This window comes from Alkalibacillus salilacus, assembly GCF_030812915.1.
Classification (GTDB): Bacteria; Bacillota; Bacilli; order Bacillales; family Alkalibacillaceae; genus Alkalibacillus; species Alkalibacillus salilacus.
This window is the reverse complement of sequence record NZ_JAUSTQ010000001.1, coordinates 84,047-101,157: the sequence shown is the minus strand read 5'-3', so window position 1 is coordinate 101,157 and position 17,111 is coordinate 84,047. Positions and strand designations below refer to the sequence as shown.

18 protein-coding genes are annotated in these 17,111 nt (G+C 39.3%); 12 read left to right on the top strand and 6 right to left on the bottom strand.

Going from position 1 to position 17,111, the window contains the following annotated elements; translation table 11 throughout:
- Positions 1-390: 390 nt before the first annotated feature.
- Together J2S77_RS00500 and J2S77_RS00495 are read left to right on the top strand one after the other, a co-directional pair.
- A complete protein-coding gene (locus J2S77_RS00500; protein WP_306973635.1) occupies positions 391-1,776 on the top strand; it encodes an aspartate aminotransferase family protein in 1,386 nt (461 codons plus the stop codon).
- Between the two features lie 16 nt (positions 1,777-1,792).
- Positions 1,793-2,650 carry a MurR/RpiR family transcriptional regulator gene (locus J2S77_RS00495; protein ID WP_306973633.1) on the top strand — a complete coding sequence of 286 codons (858 nt, stop codon included), beginning with the start codon at positions 1,793-1,795 and terminating at the stop codon, positions 2,648-2,650.
- Between the two features lie 211 nt (positions 2,651-2,861).
- Here J2S77_RS00495 and J2S77_RS00490 read toward each other — a convergent pair whose 3' ends face one another.
- From J2S77_RS00490 to J2S77_RS00480, 3 genes are all read right to left on the bottom strand, one after another.
- On the bottom strand, positions 2,862-3,809 hold the full coding sequence (locus J2S77_RS00490) for a glycine betaine ABC transporter substrate-binding protein (RefSeq protein ID WP_306973631.1): 948 nt from the start codon (positions 3,807-3,809) through the stop codon (positions 2,862-2,864).
- Between the two features lie 90 nt (positions 3,810-3,899).
- Positions 3,900-4,580, bottom strand: coding sequence for a cysteine hydrolase family protein (locus J2S77_RS00485; RefSeq protein WP_306973629.1), 681 nt, complete (start codon positions 4,578-4,580; stop codon positions 3,900-3,902).
- The gene (locus J2S77_RS00480) at positions 4,567-5,127 is read right to left on the bottom strand and encodes a GbsR/MarR family transcriptional regulator (protein WP_306973627.1); all 561 of its coding nucleotides are present in this window, start codon (positions 5,125-5,127) and stop codon (positions 4,567-4,569) included. The genes J2S77_RS00485 and J2S77_RS00480 overlap by 14 nt, the downstream gene beginning before the upstream one ends.
- Before the next feature lie 246 nt (positions 5,128-5,373).
- Between J2S77_RS00480 and J2S77_RS00475 the strand changes: the two genes are divergently transcribed.
- The 4 genes from J2S77_RS00475 (at position 5,374) to J2S77_RS00460 (ending at position 9,326) form a co-directional block, all read left to right on the top strand.
- The gene (locus J2S77_RS00475; protein ID WP_306973625.1) at positions 5,374-7,080 is read left to right on the top strand and encodes a sigma-54-dependent transcriptional regulator; all 1,707 of its coding nucleotides are present in this window, start codon (positions 5,374-5,376) and stop codon (positions 7,078-7,080) included.
- Between the two features lie 90 nt (positions 7,081-7,170).
- Positions 7,171-8,565, top strand: a complete 1,395-nt coding sequence (locus tag J2S77_RS00470; protein WP_306973623.1) for a sensor domain-containing phosphodiesterase — start codon at positions 7,171-7,173, stop codon at positions 8,563-8,565.
- A 25-nt stretch (positions 8,566-8,590) separates the two neighbouring features.
- Positions 8,591-9,025: an SRPBCC family protein gene (locus J2S77_RS00465; protein WP_306973621.1), complete on the top strand. Its 435-nt coding sequence runs from the start codon at positions 8,591-8,593 to the stop codon at positions 9,023-9,025.
- A 13-nt stretch (positions 9,026-9,038) separates the two neighbouring features.
- Positions 9,039-9,326, top strand: coding sequence for a 4a-hydroxytetrahydrobiopterin dehydratase (locus tag J2S77_RS00460; RefSeq protein ID WP_306973619.1), 288 nt, complete (start codon positions 9,039-9,041; stop codon positions 9,324-9,326).
- A 169-nt stretch (positions 9,327-9,495) separates the two neighbouring features.
- Here J2S77_RS00460 and J2S77_RS00455 read toward each other — a convergent pair whose 3' ends face one another.
- Positions 9,496-10,848, bottom strand: coding sequence for a hypothetical protein (locus J2S77_RS00455; protein ID WP_306973617.1), 1,353 nt, complete (start codon positions 10,846-10,848; stop codon positions 9,496-9,498).
- Between the two features lie 47 nt (positions 10,849-10,895).
- Entirely contained in the window at positions 10,896-11,363 is a 468-nt protein-coding gene (locus J2S77_RS00450; RefSeq protein ID WP_306973615.1) for an ASCH domain-containing protein, read from the bottom strand.
- 99 nt (positions 11,364-11,462) lie between these two features.
- Between J2S77_RS00450 and J2S77_RS00445 the strand changes: the two genes are divergently transcribed.
- Positions 11,463-11,846, top strand: coding sequence for a hypothetical protein (locus J2S77_RS00445; RefSeq protein ID WP_306973613.1), 384 nt, complete (start codon positions 11,463-11,465; stop codon positions 11,844-11,846).
- A gap of 43 nt (positions 11,847-11,889) precedes the next feature.
- Here J2S77_RS00445 and J2S77_RS00440 read toward each other — a convergent pair whose 3' ends face one another.
- Entirely contained in the window at positions 11,890-12,723 is an 834-nt protein-coding gene (locus J2S77_RS00440; protein WP_306973611.1) for a methyltransferase domain-containing protein, read from the bottom strand.
- A 125-nt stretch (positions 12,724-12,848) separates the two neighbouring features.
- Here J2S77_RS00440 and J2S77_RS00435 point away from each other — a divergent pair, with 125 nt between their 5' ends.
- The 5 genes from J2S77_RS00435 (at position 12,849) to J2S77_RS00415 (ending at position 17,026) form a co-directional block, all read left to right on the top strand.
- A complete protein-coding gene (locus J2S77_RS00435) occupies positions 12,849-13,133 on the top strand; it encodes a hypothetical protein (RefSeq protein WP_306973608.1) in 285 nt (94 codons plus the stop codon).
- 16 nt (positions 13,134-13,149) lie between these two features.
- A complete protein-coding gene (locus tag J2S77_RS00430) occupies positions 13,150-14,463 on the top strand; it encodes a M20 family metallo-hydrolase (protein ID WP_306973606.1) in 1,314 nt (437 codons plus the stop codon).
- Between the two features lie 301 nt (positions 14,464-14,764).
- A complete protein-coding gene (queF, locus tag J2S77_RS00425) occupies positions 14,765-15,172 on the top strand; it encodes a preQ(1) synthase (protein ID WP_167261178.1) in 408 nt (135 codons plus the stop codon).
- Positions 15,165-15,812: a queuosine precursor transporter gene (locus J2S77_RS00420; protein WP_306974195.1), complete on the top strand. Its 648-nt coding sequence runs from the start codon at positions 15,165-15,167 to the stop codon at positions 15,810-15,812. The genes queF and J2S77_RS00420 overlap by 8 nt, the downstream gene beginning before the upstream one ends.
- Before the next feature lie 107 nt (positions 15,813-15,919).
- Complete coding sequence (locus J2S77_RS00415) at positions 15,920-17,026, top strand: CdaR family transcriptional regulator (protein ID WP_306973604.1); 1,107 nt, start codon at positions 15,920-15,922, stop codon at positions 17,024-17,026.
- Positions 17,027-17,111: the final 85 nt, after the last annotated feature.

Here is a 17,111-nt window from a genome sequence, read left to right as displayed (position 1 = left end):
GTAGTGAGTTGGAGGGATTTGCAAAGTATATTTAATAATTAGCATATTGAAAGTATTAGGTTGAAAAAAATTAAATGGCAGCCAATATACATTAAATTTCGAAAAAGTTATTTGTATAAAATCTGCAGTATTTTTAAGTTATATTTATGAATCATTAATAAACATAGTTTAAATCAATATAATTCTAATTTGATTCATCAAATTAATCAAGACAACATGCTTTATTTATAATCTTGGTCGACATAATCTATGAAACAATCAATTTTCAAAACTAAATAATGTGAAATAAATTTTTCATAAACCCTTGAAATAGGATGGATTATGAAATAAAATTATCATATAGATGAGCAAATGAAATAATTATTTCATAATATATAAAGGGTGTGAAAAATGGATCGTGCACGTGTTGCGCAAGAATATAGTTTTGAAAGCAAGATAGCTGGTTCAGCGAAAGCGCACGAGCAAGCGAAACAGGTGATTCCGGGTGGGGTGACGGCAAATATTAAACATTTCGCGCCGCATCCGATTGTGATGGATCATGCTTCTGGTAGTCGTTTAACAGATGTCGATGGAAACCAGTACATTGATTATCTGCTTAGTTATGGGGCGATGATTTTAGGTCATGGGCATGAGCGTGTGAAAGAAGCGGTTTACCAGCAGATGGAACAATGTGGTTCGTTTGTATTCGGGACACCGCATCATTTGGAGTATAAAATGGCGCAAAAACTGGTCGATATTTTTCCGAGTATGGATCAAGTTCGGTTTACGAATTCAGGTCTTGAAGCGACATTACTAGCAATTCGTTTAGCGCAAGCCTACAATGATAAGCCGAAAATTGCAAAGTTTGAAGGGCATTATCATGGTGGGTATGATCAAGTGCTAGTTAGTGTGAATCCTAATATCGACAATGCTGGTGAGCAAGCGGAACCAAACTCTGTTGCGGAGTCGAGTGGCATGTCGGATTCCGACTTGGATGACACCATAATTTTGCCATTTAATGATCTTGAAGCAACAGGAGCGATTTTACGGAAACGTCAAGATGAGATTTCGGCTGTGATTTTGGAGCCGGTTCAGAGTGGATTTGTACCTGCAGATGAATCATTTATAAAAGGCTTGCGTCAAATTACGGATGAGCTTGGTATTGTCTTGATTTTTGATGAAGTGAAAACAGGTTTTCGTTTAACAGTAGGTGGTGCTCAACATCTTTATGGGATTGAACCTGACCTTACAGCACTTGGTAAAGTGTTAGGTGGTGGATTCCCAGTGGGAGCATTAGGTGGTAAGTTTGACCTGATGAACCTCATGTCTCCTGAACGTGGTGGTGACATCTTAACTTCAGGTGGTGGCCAAAAGGTAACGGACCGCGCCTTGTTCCATAGTGGGACTTATAATGGCCATCCAACTGTGCTAGCAGCAGGCTTAGCGACGATTGAGTATCTAGAAGAAGATGGTGTTATGAGTGACCTGTTGCGCAAAACGGAGCAATTACGCCATGGTCTTGAAACAGTCTATCACCGTTACGGGTTGCCAATGCAAACGGTTGGCTTAGGGACTATATTTAATATAATATTGAGTCAAGAGACAGTTCGGAATTATCGTGATTTAACTGAAATTGACCTAGAAACGCGTAAACAAATCGACTATGAACTGCTTGACTTGGGTATTTATACAAAACCAGGTAATCGTTACTCCATGAGTACGGCTCATACTGAACAGGATATTCAAAAGACAATTGATGCCCATGAAGTGGCGATTAATCGTTTGTTAAATCAATAAAAGAGGTGGAGATCATATGGCTGATTTATATGAAGTGATTCAAAGCAAGCTTCAAGATATGAGTAAATCACAACGGGAAATTGCACGATATGTGATGGGCCATATGAATTCTGTCCCTTTTTTAACGGTTGGCGAATTAGCGAAACAAGTTGGAGTTGGGGAGGCGACAGTGTATCGCTTTGCTACTTATTTAGGCTATAGTGGGTATCCTGAGTTTCAAAAAGCGTTGCAAGAGGCGATGAAAAAGCAGTTGACGACAGTCGAGCAATTGCGGATCTCAGAAGATATGTATGATCAAGAAAGTCAAGCGACGATGGAAATGTTTGAAGAAGAGGTTGAGCGCATTCGTGAAATGTCACAGCAATTGAATATGGATGATTTTCAAAAAGTCGTGGATAAAATTGTTGGTGCGAAGCGGATTTTTATAGTGGCCAATCGGAGTGCTGTTGCGCTCGGATCATTTTTGGAATTTTATTTCGATGTCATGTTGGAAAATGCGGAGTTAATCAGGAATCCACATGGTATTTCAGAGAAATTGTTTCGAATCGATGAAGATGATGTCGTAATTGGTTTGAGTTTCTCTCGTTATACAAGGAGTACAGTAGAGGCATTGTCTTTTGCGCATGACCGTGGTACTCAAGTCGTGTCGATTACGGATAATCAATTATCCCCACTTGTACCATATTCAGATATAGCGTTATTTGCTCGTAGCGATATGTCGTCATTGATCGATTCCTTTGTTGCGCCGTTGAGTTTGATTAATGCTTTGATTACGGCGGTGGGACATGAGAAAAGTGCTGAAATCGAGCAACATTTAGAAGAACTAGAAAATGTCTGGGATCGCTTTAATATATTCAGCGATGACAAGATGTGAATATTTCCTGGGGAATTCTCGGATTGTTAGACACTTAGTGGTTATTGTTAAACAATGAGCGAACATTGTTTAACAATTCAATTAGATTGTTTCATAATCTAGGTTGAATGTTTAACAATTTAAGTAGATTGTCTAACAAAACAGAAAGCCCTTCGCGCAGGCGGAGGGCTTTCTTCAATATAATCAACAATTTAGAGGAATTGTTAATCGCTTAATTGTTAATCCATTCATCAACTGTGTCGCGGTTGTCTTCGATCCATTGCTGTGCAAGATCTTCGTAGCTTGCGTCTTCGTTTTCAGCTTTTTGGATCATGCTTTCAAGTTCATCAACGCTGATTTCCCAGTTTGATAGGATATCATACGCTTCTGAGTATTGTGGTTGATCTTGGATGCCTTGATAAGATAAGACATACACGTTGTCATATTGGAAGTGACCTTCAGTGTCTTCTAGGAATTTAAGGTCATGTTTCGCGAATACTGAGTGTGGTCTCCAACCAGTGAAGACGAATGGTTCTTCATTTTTGATTTTCTGATCGACAACACCTAGCATCGCTGCTTCACTGCTTGGCTTAAGTTCAAAGCCGTCTAGGTTATAATTTTCATCATTCATAACCGATTTGGAAAGTTCAACAATGCCGGCACCTTCACCGATTGTTAGGATTTCACCGTCAAATTCTTCGCCGCGGCCTTCTAAGTCCCCGATTGTTTCAGCATCAACATACTCTGGAACGACCCAACCAAGAGGGACTTCTTCGTAACTTGTTGATACTTTCTGTAATTCGTCCTTGTAGTCTGACCATAAGGCTTCTTCAGTATATGGTAACCAAGCATCCATGAAGAAATGGATTTCTTCATTTGCCATGCTTTCCCAAATAACAGGTTGATCGAGTAGTGTAACTTCAACTTCATACCCAACTTCTTCTAAAATGCTTTTCGCAATCTGAGTTGGAGGTGCTGTACTTGACCATGATGTTTGGCCAATCACAATTTCCCCTTTTTCAGCATCTTCACTATTACCTTCTGAGCTACTGTTCTCTTCTGTCTGTTCGTTACTATCTTGACCTTCTGTTTCTCCATTATTTCCCTCTTCTGAAGAACCGCCGCAAGCGGCTAGCACTAGCACTAAAATTAGTGCACTCATTGCTAAAAGCTTCTTCATGTTTAAAATCTCCCTTTCCTGTAATAGATTGTGTGATGTTACAAAGTGATTGAAATAAGTGATGTTAATATTTATATCAATCTACCGTGATTAATCGGTAGTTGACTGCTGTGGATTAGTGATTTCTTTAAATTTAGCTTCCATTGTGTCTGCTGTGAATTGCATCTGATCAACTTGATCGGCTTTGAAGTAATTGTATTCTTTGCCGTTTAGTTTCTTAATCAGTTCATCAGTGCTAAATATTTTCAAGTTATATACCCAGTTAGTCATGTTGAGCATAGCCGCTTGGTGCGCTCCTTCATTACTAGCTGTACATAAATCATGAATTAAATTGATTTGGTAATCACGGAAATAAGCGTCAAATACGGACGTCATTAAGCACCCATCAGTTACGACACCGCCAATATATAAGTGTTCAACGTCTAAACTTTTCAACATTAAATCAAGGCTTGTATCGAAAAAAGCGCTCCAACGATATTTATTAATTACGACATCATTTTCTGAGGGCTGAATTTCATCGAAAATTTCTATTTGGTCAGTAGCGTCATTATAAAAATAAGGTGTGCCATCTTCATTTAAAGGTTCGTCTTTTGATAAACCGATAGTGTCTTCACGGTTGATTTGTCGAGTGTAGATAATCGGAATATCTGCCTCGCGAAATGCTGGGATAATTTTTTGAGCGTTATCTAAAACGTGATTCATGTCATCTAATCCGAAGTTAGATTCTTTTTGTAGGTCAATTAATACTAAAGCTGATTTATGATTTGTCATTTGAGTTCTCCTTTTCATCATGTTTAGGTAAATGGTTAAATATATCGCCTGATTCGAATGAATTGGCTAGACGCATGAGCCAGTTTAAGTAGTCCTTTGCGTCCTGGATTAGTTCCATATCGCGATTTGCAATTTGTTCAGCTTGGTCATCGTTAGCATTTTCGGCAACCTCGTTAAAAATTGGTTCAGTTTGTTCGATTGCTTTATGGATCAGGTTGCGTTCAGTGCGTAACGTTTTGACGAAATAAGTAAGGAAGTTTCTTAAGAAATCTTTCTCAGCGATAAAGTGATCTTTGCGTTCACCTTTCTTCCAAACTTTCGTCACCATTTCGGTTTCGATGAGTTCGCGAATGCCGTTACTGACACTGGCCTTGCTCATAGCAACTTGGTCTTTAATATTATCTAAAGTTAGTGGTTCGTCGGAAAAATATAGGACGCCGTATATTCGTCCAACTGAAGCGGATACGCCATATACTGTCATGGATTGCGCAATAGCACTGATCATAACGTCTTCGGATTCATGAACGCGATTTAAATCTTCGCTCATATTGATCGCCACCTTCCGTTCAGGTAATCAATTTATTTAATTTATATAATACATTTTAAACGTATTATATATAATGTCAACAGCTGCAGTCCTAAACCCAATAAGGAGATAAGGGTCTAAACCTATTCATTGCTGGTGATTTGAGCGATTGAAAAATTTTAAAATAATCGAAATTTCAGCTCAAATGTTGTATATTGCAATATATAAGGTGTTTTTTGACTAACTGAAAATTGAGGTGTTGTTATTTTGAGCACATACATAAAATTTATTGCTCCATACTCATCGATGGTCACGGTTATTGAAGAGTGCAGTTCAGAAGTAGAGGGAATTGAAATCTCAATTGAAGTTGGAAATATGGAAGATGGTGCGCAGATTGCGAAACGGGCAGAACGTGACAACTACGATATTATTATCAGTCGAGGGGGGACAGCACAATTACTTCGCCATGTGACACGTATCCCGGTGATTGATGTGACCATGTCAGGTTACGATATCTTGCGTGTTTTAATGATGACACACGAATTCAATGAAACCAAAGCACTGATTGGCTATCCGAATATGTTGAGTGGAGCACAAGCAGTTATTGATCTACTCGATTTATCTGTGGATTTATTTACGATTGATTCGATTGACGAAATTGAACAAATGGTTTATGAAGTGCGTGAATTGGGCTATCAAGTCGTCATTGGAGATGTTGGAATTGTCGAATCAGCAAAACGTCACGGCATGGAAGCATTTCTAATTCAGACAGGGCGAGAGACGATTATTGATGCTTTAGAAGAGGCGAGAGCGAGTGACATCTTTTTCAAGTGGAACTTTTCCCGAACAGAGATGTTATCGAAAATTATTAAGCACCAAGATCGTGATGTTATGGTGATTGATGATCAGGGAGATATATTATTTGAAGCTTGGCATACATTTGATCGTTGTCCTATTAATGATACAGAGTTGGCGCAAATTCCTACGACTATTGATTTTAACTATTTAGTTAATTGGCGATATTATATTAAAGGTCACCAACAAGTGGATGTTAAAGTGGAGCATTTCGTACATGAAGAAACGTTATATTTCTTATTACATTTTAATCAACATGATGATATTTTGAATCAACTAGATTGGGTGGAGCAGATTAGTGTGAAGCAGAAACCGACTGTGATTGCTGAGAGTGACCCGATGCAAGCAGTAATGCGCGTCATTCATAATGGGGTGAGTGCGCATCAATTATTCTTTTTGATCGGTGAGACAGGCACAGGCCGTGGATTGCTCGCGCATTATATCCATCATTTGAGCTGGTCGGGTAAAACATTAGTAGAAGTTGATTTAAGTCGTTGTCAGTTTGAGTATTTGGATGAATTGCTATCGCCTGAAGTAGGGACGATTTACTTGCGTCATCTGTCACAAATGTCTATTGAACGTTATCATGTACTTGGGCGATTTTTACAGAAAGCGTTAGCTGCGGATAAACATGTGGTTCTATCGGTTAATCAATCAGTCGTTCATCAGTTTGATACACCATTAATTGACCGAAGTATTGAGGTGTTTGTGCCCCCGTTAGAAGATCGTCCGGAAGATTTTAAAGGTTTAGTAACATTGTTTGCCGCTTATTTTCATCAACATTTTGGGACGAGTGTCATGAAAATTCAAACCGATGTTATTGAGGAATTAAAACGCTATGAGTGGCGTGGTCATGCCCGTGAGTTAAAATCGTTTTTGAAATCAGTCGTTCTTGCGGAGCGGGGTTATGTCTTGAAATATGAGCACGTCAAAAAATATTTACAAGAGAAATATAGTCCTCGTTCAACATCAGTCTATCAATTAGAAGGTACATTGGAGGATATTGAACATCAAGTGATTCAATCTGTGTTAGAAGAAGAGAATTATAACCAATCTAAAGCGGCGAAGCGTTTAGGAATCAACCGTTCGACATTATGGCGTAAATTAAAACAGAATTAGACACGGATGTAGCGTTTTCATTAGCTTGGAAAAGCGATACAATAGTAGAAACAGGCTAGAATCGAACAACTTTAGAGGAGGCTCTAATAAATGGGGGAATACGAAACACAATCAGTTGGGGTAGTCCCTGATAAGTTTGTGCAGGGGTATGAATACATAACGGAGCATATATGTGATGGAGCTCCACTGAAAGATATTTTGAAAAAGCTTGTTAAATACTTTGAAGACCAGTTCGAATCGTCTAAGGCGTCGATTATGTTACTGAATGAAACGGGTGATTATTTCGTTGACGGGATCACTTATAGTTTTCCTGAAGCTTTATTACATCAGTATTACGGTGTTCCGCTTCAAGACGGAATTGGTGTAAGTGGTCATGCCGTTTCTCGTAAATCATTATCGGTCTCATCAAATATTGATAATGATCCATACTGGGATAATTGGCGTCAGATAGTTAATGAATTAGGTATTCAATCGTGTTGGTCCTTACCTGTCATGCGACATGAAAGTGACGATGTCATCGGTGCGCTAACGGTGTATTCATCTGATATCAAAGAGCCGACAGATGAAGAACTTAAACTAGTTGAAGCGTATAAAGCATTGCTAAGTTTAATCATGAATGACTTTTACGAACGTCATAGTGGGGAAGAATCAGGCATACAATCAGAACCGATGCTCCCACCGAAGTCATTATCAGAGAGAGAAAAGTATTTATTTATGATTCGTCGTGGTCTTGAGGAAGGTCAAATTCGTCCGCATTATCAACCGATTATGAATAAATCAGGTGATGTTTATGGATTCGAAGTGTTGGTTCGTTGGCCTCATCCAGAACGAGGCGTAATCCCACCTAATCAATTCATTCCTTTTGCTGAAGAAGAAGGTTTAATTGATGAGATTGATCAGTATGTGGCGGAGTATGCTTGTCGTGAAATGAAGTCGTTAATTGATCAAACAGGTCAAAACTTTATGTTGACGATTAATGTGTCTGCGAATCATATTACGAAGCGCCATTTCATTGAGAAGTTGAAAAGAACCTTGGAAAAGACCGGATTCCCTCCATCTTTATTAGCAGTCGAATTAACGGAAACAACTTTATTAAATGACATGGATGATGCCATTTATGTGATGGATCGGTTGCGTGAATTAGGGGTTCAGTTATGGATTGATGACTTTGGAACGGTATATTCATCGCTTAATTATTTAAAGAAATTACCAGTTGATGTCGTCAAGTTAGATGGCTCATTTGTCCGCGAAATTCATCAGGAAATGGTTGATCGTATGATTTGTGAATCGATTGTCCGATTAGCGCATAACCTTAACTTACAAGTGGTCGCAGAAGGGATTGAGGATGAGTCACAACTTAACGTATTAAGTCAAATGGATTGTGAATGGTATCAAGGTTATTACTACCAAAAACCGATTCACTTTAATGAGTTGCAAAACTATGTGCAAACTGTCAATTGGGTGAAGCGTAAAGGCCTAGCCTAATGGTTGGGATAAGGAGGAACCGTGTTTGAGTTTTTCGCGTGAAATAGTGATTCAAGCACCTGTTGATGATGTGTATCAAGTGGTGACGAAATATGAATATATCTCGGAAGCGAGCCATATTGTTGATGTGTCAATTGACCATGTTGATGATTTAGCGGCGGGAGATCAATTGATTGAGACGAGACAAGTGCGTGGACGTAAAGTGGATTCAACATGGACGATTGATGAGATGAAGGAAAATCAACTTTTCGTCGTGTCGAGCGATCAGAATCAGTTACATTTAACATATATTTATACCTTTTCTGAAGTAGAAGAAGGGACACATATTCGCTTGGATGTCATGATGAAAACGAAAGGTTTACGCAATAAATTAATGAAACCATTCATTAAGAAGATTATTGAAGGCGAAGATGGGGAACAGTTACAATATATTAAAAATTATATTGAAAAGAGTTCATAAGGAGGAACTGAAGTTGGCACTATTAAGTGAAACTGAAGTGAAACAAACATTAGAACAATTACCTGAATGGAAATTAGATGATGGTATGCTTCGCCGAGACTTTCAATTTGATGAGTACTTAAAAGGCGTCGATTTTGTTAGACAAGTCGCGAATCAAGCAGAAGCAAAGGACCATCACCCATATGTCATCATTGATCATACCACGGTGACGATTAAATGGTTTAGCTTTGATCAAGGTGGATTAACGGATAAAGATACAGCTATGGCTGCTTACTGTGATGAGTTATTTAATTTGAAATAATAGAGGACGCTGAGAGCCTGCGCATGTTCAATACATGCGCAGGTTTTTTAGGTTAATGTGAGAAGGCAATAACTCCGCGGAGTTATTGCCTTCTCACCACATTAATTTAATAATTAGGTCGACTTATTTAATAAATAAGAGGATTTATCTAATAAATTCAGAGAGTGAATCACACAAAAAGCAACGCGATGCCCACGCCTACTGCACCAAATAATAGAGCGTAGCCGATATTCCAGAGGGTAAGCTGGTACGGATTGCGTTTAAAATATTGATTAAGCATGGTGATCGGAATATTAAATGTTCCAGTCATATCGTTTGCTACGACTGAAATAACCATCACGATAGAAACACTAAGCGGGCTAATCGTATCGAGAAACGGTGTTACCACAATCCCCTGTAAGCTGAGTGTGACAAGCGGATGGAACCCTGCAAACGCTAGAACGACAGCACTTAAGAAAATAAAGATAAATAACCAGAGCGGTTGTTCTTCTAACCAGGATAGTTGATTTAATAATGGCTCGAAAACACCTGTGTCTTGGACGACTTCATTAAAGAAGCCGATCGGGACTAAGAGCATGACGAAATTTTGCATCGTCCATAATTGTTGGTGCCAGACTTCACGATTGTAATGAATAAAGGTGCGTAAACGGTTGATCGCAAGTGCCCAAATGATAGTAAAAGGAACAATGGTTAAAATAATCGCATCGAAAAATTCAAGAGCTAACAGGTTGTGCGTAATGGCAGCAGTCGTAACAAACAACACGAGAAATAACCCGAGTAAGCCTATGTGTTTCCATGACTGGCTATGTGATTCGGGTTGGTGAGTCTTTTCATCCGTTAACTGATATGATCGATAACGTGTGTAACCTAGACCTACATCAATTGCAGCCATTATCAATGAAAATCCAAGTAAGACGGGAAGCAATTCTAAATAATAAGCTCCCGTTATCCCAACGACGAGCGCGATATAAACTTCGATCGGGCTCCAAGTATTTGCGGTGGCAAGCGGCCGTAAAATCGCTCGAGTCGCGAATTCATGTGTTAAGCGGTCATTGAATTGAGCTGTTTTATCTTTGACTAACTGATAGGATAACGGCACCATAGACAAGAAAATAAATAGCGTTAAGATGTAACTCGTTAAATAGGATTTTGCATAAAAGGACCCGAGATGATGAGTGTTCGACTGCAAAAGTTGATAGATTGATTGGTCAAACTTCCCGACGATCATAAAATGATTAATAAATGGAATTAGGTATAAGAGCGAGATTAATAGCCCCATCGAAGTCATATAAGGTAATAGATTGCTGATCGGTAAATCATAAATGATAAACAAGCCTGCTCCGATACTCGCAAAAATGATACCAATTAATTGATACGTTTTACTCGCATTATGTATGGAAAAGAGTACAGCAACTAACCCAATGCCCCCTTGTATGAAGGTGAGCAACTCATTTGTCGCAAATAAGTTGATGATATATAACAGGACAAATGATGTATACAAATAAAATCGCATTCTAAGCATGGGGGATCGCATCCTTTGTTAAAGAAAATAACCATGCAGCAGCACGGTTATTGTTTATAAACGAGATCAAATTGTTCAACAACGACGGGTAAATCATCCTCAAATGTTTCACCGATTGAGTCCATTTCACGGGAAAAGAAGTTTTCGTGAGCATCGTACCAATACTCATAACTTTGGTCGCCTTCACCTTCTTTTTCCGCAATATCTTCTGGAATCGAACGGAATGGGATGATATCGATATCTGTCACTCTGATAATAGCTTCTGGATTGCCTTGATAATCTGTGACGATGCTGAAGCTACCTTCATCAGCGACTTTTTCATCATGGTATTCGTACATGCGGTAAAGTGAACAAGTGGCTGTTTTTTCACCTGCTTTAATTAAATCGAGTAGTTCTCGTGCCATTGCTTCACCGTCACCAAAATATTCAACTTTATATGGTGTATCTTCATTGGCAAGTTCCGGGCGATCACTTATAAATTGTTGCCAAAATTGTTTCACTAAATCTTCATTCATCATAATACCTCCGTGATGCTATGTATGTTAAGTTATATATTAGCATAGCATGTGTTATTAGTTATAGTAGAATTTTCCTTTTAAAGGAGGACAACCATTTTGCCTTATAACAAACTATTATTACGACTATCTGCGTTATTCGCTGCAGTGGGCGCGATCCTTGGTTCGCACATGGCTGGAGCAGGAAGCCTCGCTTTCAGTACGATTCATGCCCACATTTTACTCGTCGGCTGGTTAACCCTATTTTCATGGTCGATGTTTTACAAAGTGTATAACCCTATCCCGTCTTTATTGACGACGCTCCATGTCTGGTCTGGGATTATCGGCGCGTTCGGACTAACGATTGGCATGTGGTTATATTACATGAATCCGTTTGGGTTACCTGAAGCCTTTGTTACGGTATTCTTTATCGTTGGCGGAACCATATTACTCATCAGCTTTATTTTATTCGTTTTTGTGACATTTCGCAAAGTTGAAGATTAATGATCGATTGCCTGCGCTTAATTAGCGTAGGCTTTTTTGGATTTTAAGACCGTTTTTGGCCGACTAGCACAGTTAGATCAAGTGTCACATGTTGCACGTACTGAAGCTTGTTGATGTCCGCATCTTGGGTGAGTGGTGTCATGTGAATCAGATCCTGGAACATAGCTTCAGTTAATGCTTGATGCGCGAATACGCGATGTTCGCGGATAATATCAAAAGCTTCACCGAATCGATTGACTACATCGGTATTCGAGTAATCGGTTTGGTCTAGTTGTTGACGAATTTCTTTTAAATAAGCTTGATTAGGCACGACTTTGATGACAAAACCATCCTCAGCTAATACCCGTTCAAATTCGGCGTAATTCGATGGGGATAAAATATTGAATAACACATCAACCGATTGATTTGTCAGTGGCATGTTGGCGAGGTCTGCGACGATCCACTGAACATCTTCATCGTGTTTAGCAGCTTGTTGAATTCCTTCTTTAGCTAAGTCGATGCCAATTGGAAAAGGGGTGTTTTGTTGTTTATTGAGCTGCTGTAAATGAGATCCTTCTCCGCAACCAGCGTCTAAGACAATTTTGGGAGCTAAATCTGCTAACTCCTGATCGAGCTGATTGACTAGAGGTTGATAAAATCCAGCTTCGTTCAAGCGTTGGCGCGCACTGAATAGTGATGTGTCATAGATCGTCGACTGTGAGTGTTTGGCCATATTAAGATAACCTTGTTTGGCTAAATCAAAGACATGTCGATTCGGACAGATGATGTTTTGATAATCTTTTAAAGTCACAGTCTCATGACAAATCGGACACCTAAGCGCTGTGATATTTTTTTGTAACCGCTCAGCTGCACGTTGTTTTTTGCTTAGCTTTCCCACGTCCGTCACTCCATAAATTCTGATGTACCTACTATAACGTGAATAGGCAAAAAAGTCACTTGTGTGAAAGTTTTGGCGATTTTGTCTTTAACAAGATGAACGATTGTATTACAGTGGTATATAACATGAGACGTCGTGAGGTGACGATGATGTTTATTTGGGCCATGAGCATATGGGTTTTGGTGCTTGGAATGCTTATTATTCAGGAAAAGTTCATGAAAAAGTCTTACAGGCAAACGACGAAAAATTTGATTGCTAACAGTGGGTTTACGGTTGTGATGTTCGTTGGCACTATTGATCTGTTATTGACAAGAGGTTTGACGTGGGAAGCTTTGGTAATTGGACTCGGCATGATAGTAGGGATTATAATGACTGTCATGTCGTGGAGAAAGTATCGCGCAGATAGATAATAGAGGAGTGATAGGAATGGAAGATCAAATTAAACAACAAGTGGACTTATTTCGAAATCGATTAATAGAAGGACTTGATGAATCGCTTAATCATTCAGGTGTGAATAGCCGACGTGTGGCTGAACGGTTAACGGCATTAGCTGAGATTGGCATGACAGAAGAAGGGGGATGCCGTCGCATTTCTTTTTCACAGGAAGAGAAGCAAGCGAAAAATCTTGTGAAACAGTGGATGGAAGAAGACGGCTTGAACGTACATATCGATGGGTCTGGTAATGTGTTTGGCCGTGTAGAAGGTGAGATAGATGGGCCAGCTGTTGTGTCAGGTTCTCATTTAGACAGTGTTATGCATGGTGGTCATTTTGATGGGCCTTTGGGTGTATTGAGCGCACTTGAAGTAGCTTCAGCTTGGAAAGGTGCTGGAGTGAAACCAACTGTTCCTTATGAAGTCGTGGTCTTCACCGACGAAGAAGGAGCACGTTTTAACGGTGGCTTATTAGGCAGTCAATCGGTTGTCGGTGAACTTGATATGGAAGAAGAAGTGAAGCGTGTCGACTTTAATGGCCGTCCGTTTACGGATGTTTTGGCTGATGTAGGCTTAACACCAGATGGATTCCGTAAATCGAAGCGTGATTTGAATGATGTGAAGGCCTTTATCGAAGTTCATATTGAACAAGGGAAACAACTAGAGAAACGTAATTTACCCGTTGGTGTCGTGACAGGCATTGCTGGGCCGACGTGGTTAAGTGTGACATTTTCAGGCGTTGCGGGTCACGCTGGAAATACGCCGATGAATGATCGGACGGATGCGTTAGTCGCAGCAAGTGAATTTATGTTAAATGTGAAAGACTTTCCTGGTCAAGTGAGTGATTCTGGTGTCGCGACTGTCGGGAAATTGTCTGTTGATCCGAACGGCGTGAACGTGATTCCAGGTGAAGTTACTTTGTCAGTTGATATTCGTGATATTAAGTTAGAATGGAAAGAAGAATTATCGAAGCGGATTAAAGAATATGCTCAACAAGTGAGTGACGCCCATGGTACAACCGTTTCGATCCAAGAATCGATGAATGTGGCGCCAGTCGAAGTTCCTGCTGACATGCAATCACAAGCGGGTGAAGCTATGCGTGAGGTACTAGGTGAAGCCCCGTTTTATCTACCAAGTGGCGCTGGTCATGATGCGATGATTTTAGGCCGCTATGTACCGATGGGAATGTTGTTTACCCAAAGTTTAGATGGTGTTAGTCATAATCCTGCTGAATGGTCGTCCTTGAGTGACTGTGTACAAACGATTCATGTGTTGAAGCGGTTTGTTGAGAAGGTGATGGAAGATTAAGATGACATGTGCTGTGTGTTTATCAACGAGTTAGATGGGGTTACCATCGAGTGAGATAAGCTTACCATCGAGTTGATCAGTTTTACCAGCGACCTACGCCTATTAACCATCGAGTAACGGTAAATTCCATCGCGAGAGAACAATTTACCATCGAGTTGACTAGAAATATCAGCGCGATCATTTTTCCTTCTTGGGTTAGTAGATTGTGATGAATGAAAAAGTCTGATAGAATATTAATTTGTGCAAACGTTTAGAGCAGTTCGCGAAATCCTGCTTAATCAAAACTAAGGAGATGAGAAACATGTCAGAGAATTATTATTTACCTCGGTCTGGGCCGATGCCACGGCCTGAGAGTGTGGAGCATGGGCGTGAGATTTTGAAAGAGGAAGCGTTCCCGGCTCCGAATGTTCAGACGGTATCATTTAATGCATTAGAGTTTACGGCGGTTTGTCCGAAAACGGGTCAACCAGATTTCGGGCGTGTAGAAATTTCGTATACCCCGAATGAAAAGTGCATTGAATCGAAGTCGTTTAAGTTTTATCTATGGTCTTTCCGCGATCAAGGGGCATTTTGCGAGTCATTAGCTGCGCAAATTGCAGATGATTTTGTTTATGCGATTGATCCATTGCACGTTGAAGTAACCGTGCATCAATCGGCACGCGGTGGTATCGAACTGTCGACTAAGGCGGTGCGTGACCGTGATGAGTAAAGACCAGAAATTAATTTTATTAAATATTATTTTTGCGACATCACTCGTCATTGCGAACGTATTAGCGGGGAAATTGGTCGCATTTAGTGAGACCTTCGTTGTTCCAGCGGCGGTTGTCGTTTACGCGGTATCGTTTTTGATTACCGATGTGATTCACGAAGAGTATGGCAAACAACAAGCGAAACAGACGATTATATTCGGCTTTGTGGCACAAATTTTCGCAAGTATCATGATTTACTTCGGGCAGCTATTACCAGTTGCACCGTTTGCACAAGAGTCACAAGCTGCTTATGAAACATTGCTTGGCCAAAATGCTCGCTTCGTCTTAGCATCTGGTGCGGCGTACTTAACATCACAATTTGTGGATGTGTATATTTTCTCCGCAGTGAAAAAGATGACGTCGAACCGCTTTAAGTGGATGCGTAATAACTTAAGTACAGCGTCATCGCAATTTGTAGATACGACGATTTTTATTACGATTGCTTTTGCTGGAAGCGTTCCGAATTTATGGATGATGATCTTGAGTCAATATGTCATTAAACTATTGATTGCTGCAATCGATACGCCGATCTTTTATTGGCTCACACGACAAAATAAATATGAACAGTCGACTGAAGTCGAAGCGAAACAACCTGCCTGAGGGGTAGGTTGTTTTTTTGTAAATAATATAAAAATCGAAATATTCTAAACAAATAGACTTAGTTGTGTTAATTTTATATAAATTAAGAATTGAGAAGGGGGTATTACATGAGAAGAGTTTTTTTGGCAGGAAGACTTGGTGAATCATTGGTTAACGAAATGAGAAATTTAATAAACGAAGATGTACTGATTACGGATCCAAGTGGGGTTGTTACAGCTAGTACTGACCCTGAGAGGCTAGGTCAATTTCATGAAGGCGCATTGATGGCAATTGAGAATAGAGAGAAAAAAGTAATGACTGAACATTTAACGACAGTACTTTCAGGTGTTAGAAAGGGCGTCGTATTGCCAATTTTAATCGAAGGTGAACCAATTGGAGGGGTGGGAATCACAGGTGATCCTCAACTTGTTAGTCCATATGCTACCTTAGTACAAAGAGTAGCGGAGTTATTTATTAGCGATGCATTAATAAAGGAAGCAAAAGAACAATACGCGAGAGAAATTGATTTCTTTATATTTGATTGGTTAAGAACAAATAAGTCAAGAATTGACCTGAATGAAAAAGCAGAACTATTGGATGTTGAAATGGGTTTATACGAGCGAGTTATAGTAATTGAGTCCTATTCAAATTCGATGCAATTTTCATACCAAGATATCAACCTCTTGAAGAATTTATGGAACTATGGAAACAACTTGATTATTGCAAGATGGGGACAAAATAAATTGTTATTTATTGTATCTAATGAGGATGGTGATTTGTCAAAGGATAAACTCTCTTTTTTTAAAGAACAAATAGAGAGTACTTTTGGCGATTCGTTTTCGTTAGGTGTAGGACAAAAAAGTGAAATTGACTTAGCAAGATCATTAGAACAAGCAGAAAGGGCAAATGAGATTTCAAAAAAGAGAGGAAAGGTGATTTTTGAAGAGGAGCTTAGGTTTGATGTTCTTCTTTATGAAATTGATTCTGATGTTCAATGTGAATTTATTAACAGAACAATTAAGCCAATACTTGAAGACGAAGTGTTGCTAGAGAGTTTGGAAGTTTGGTTTGAAAATAATATGTCTTATGTTAAATCTTCAGAAATGTTACATATCCATAAGAATACCTTAATCTATAGAATTAAGCAGGTGCAAAATAAAACAAAATTGGACCTTAAATCACCTCATGATTTATCTATGCTTTATCTTGCATTTCGTTTTTGGTATAAAGCATAAAAAACTGAGTGATTTTCATGTGATTTTTGTTTTATATTATATATAAATTAATTTTTCAGAATATTATAATATGATTTAAGATTTA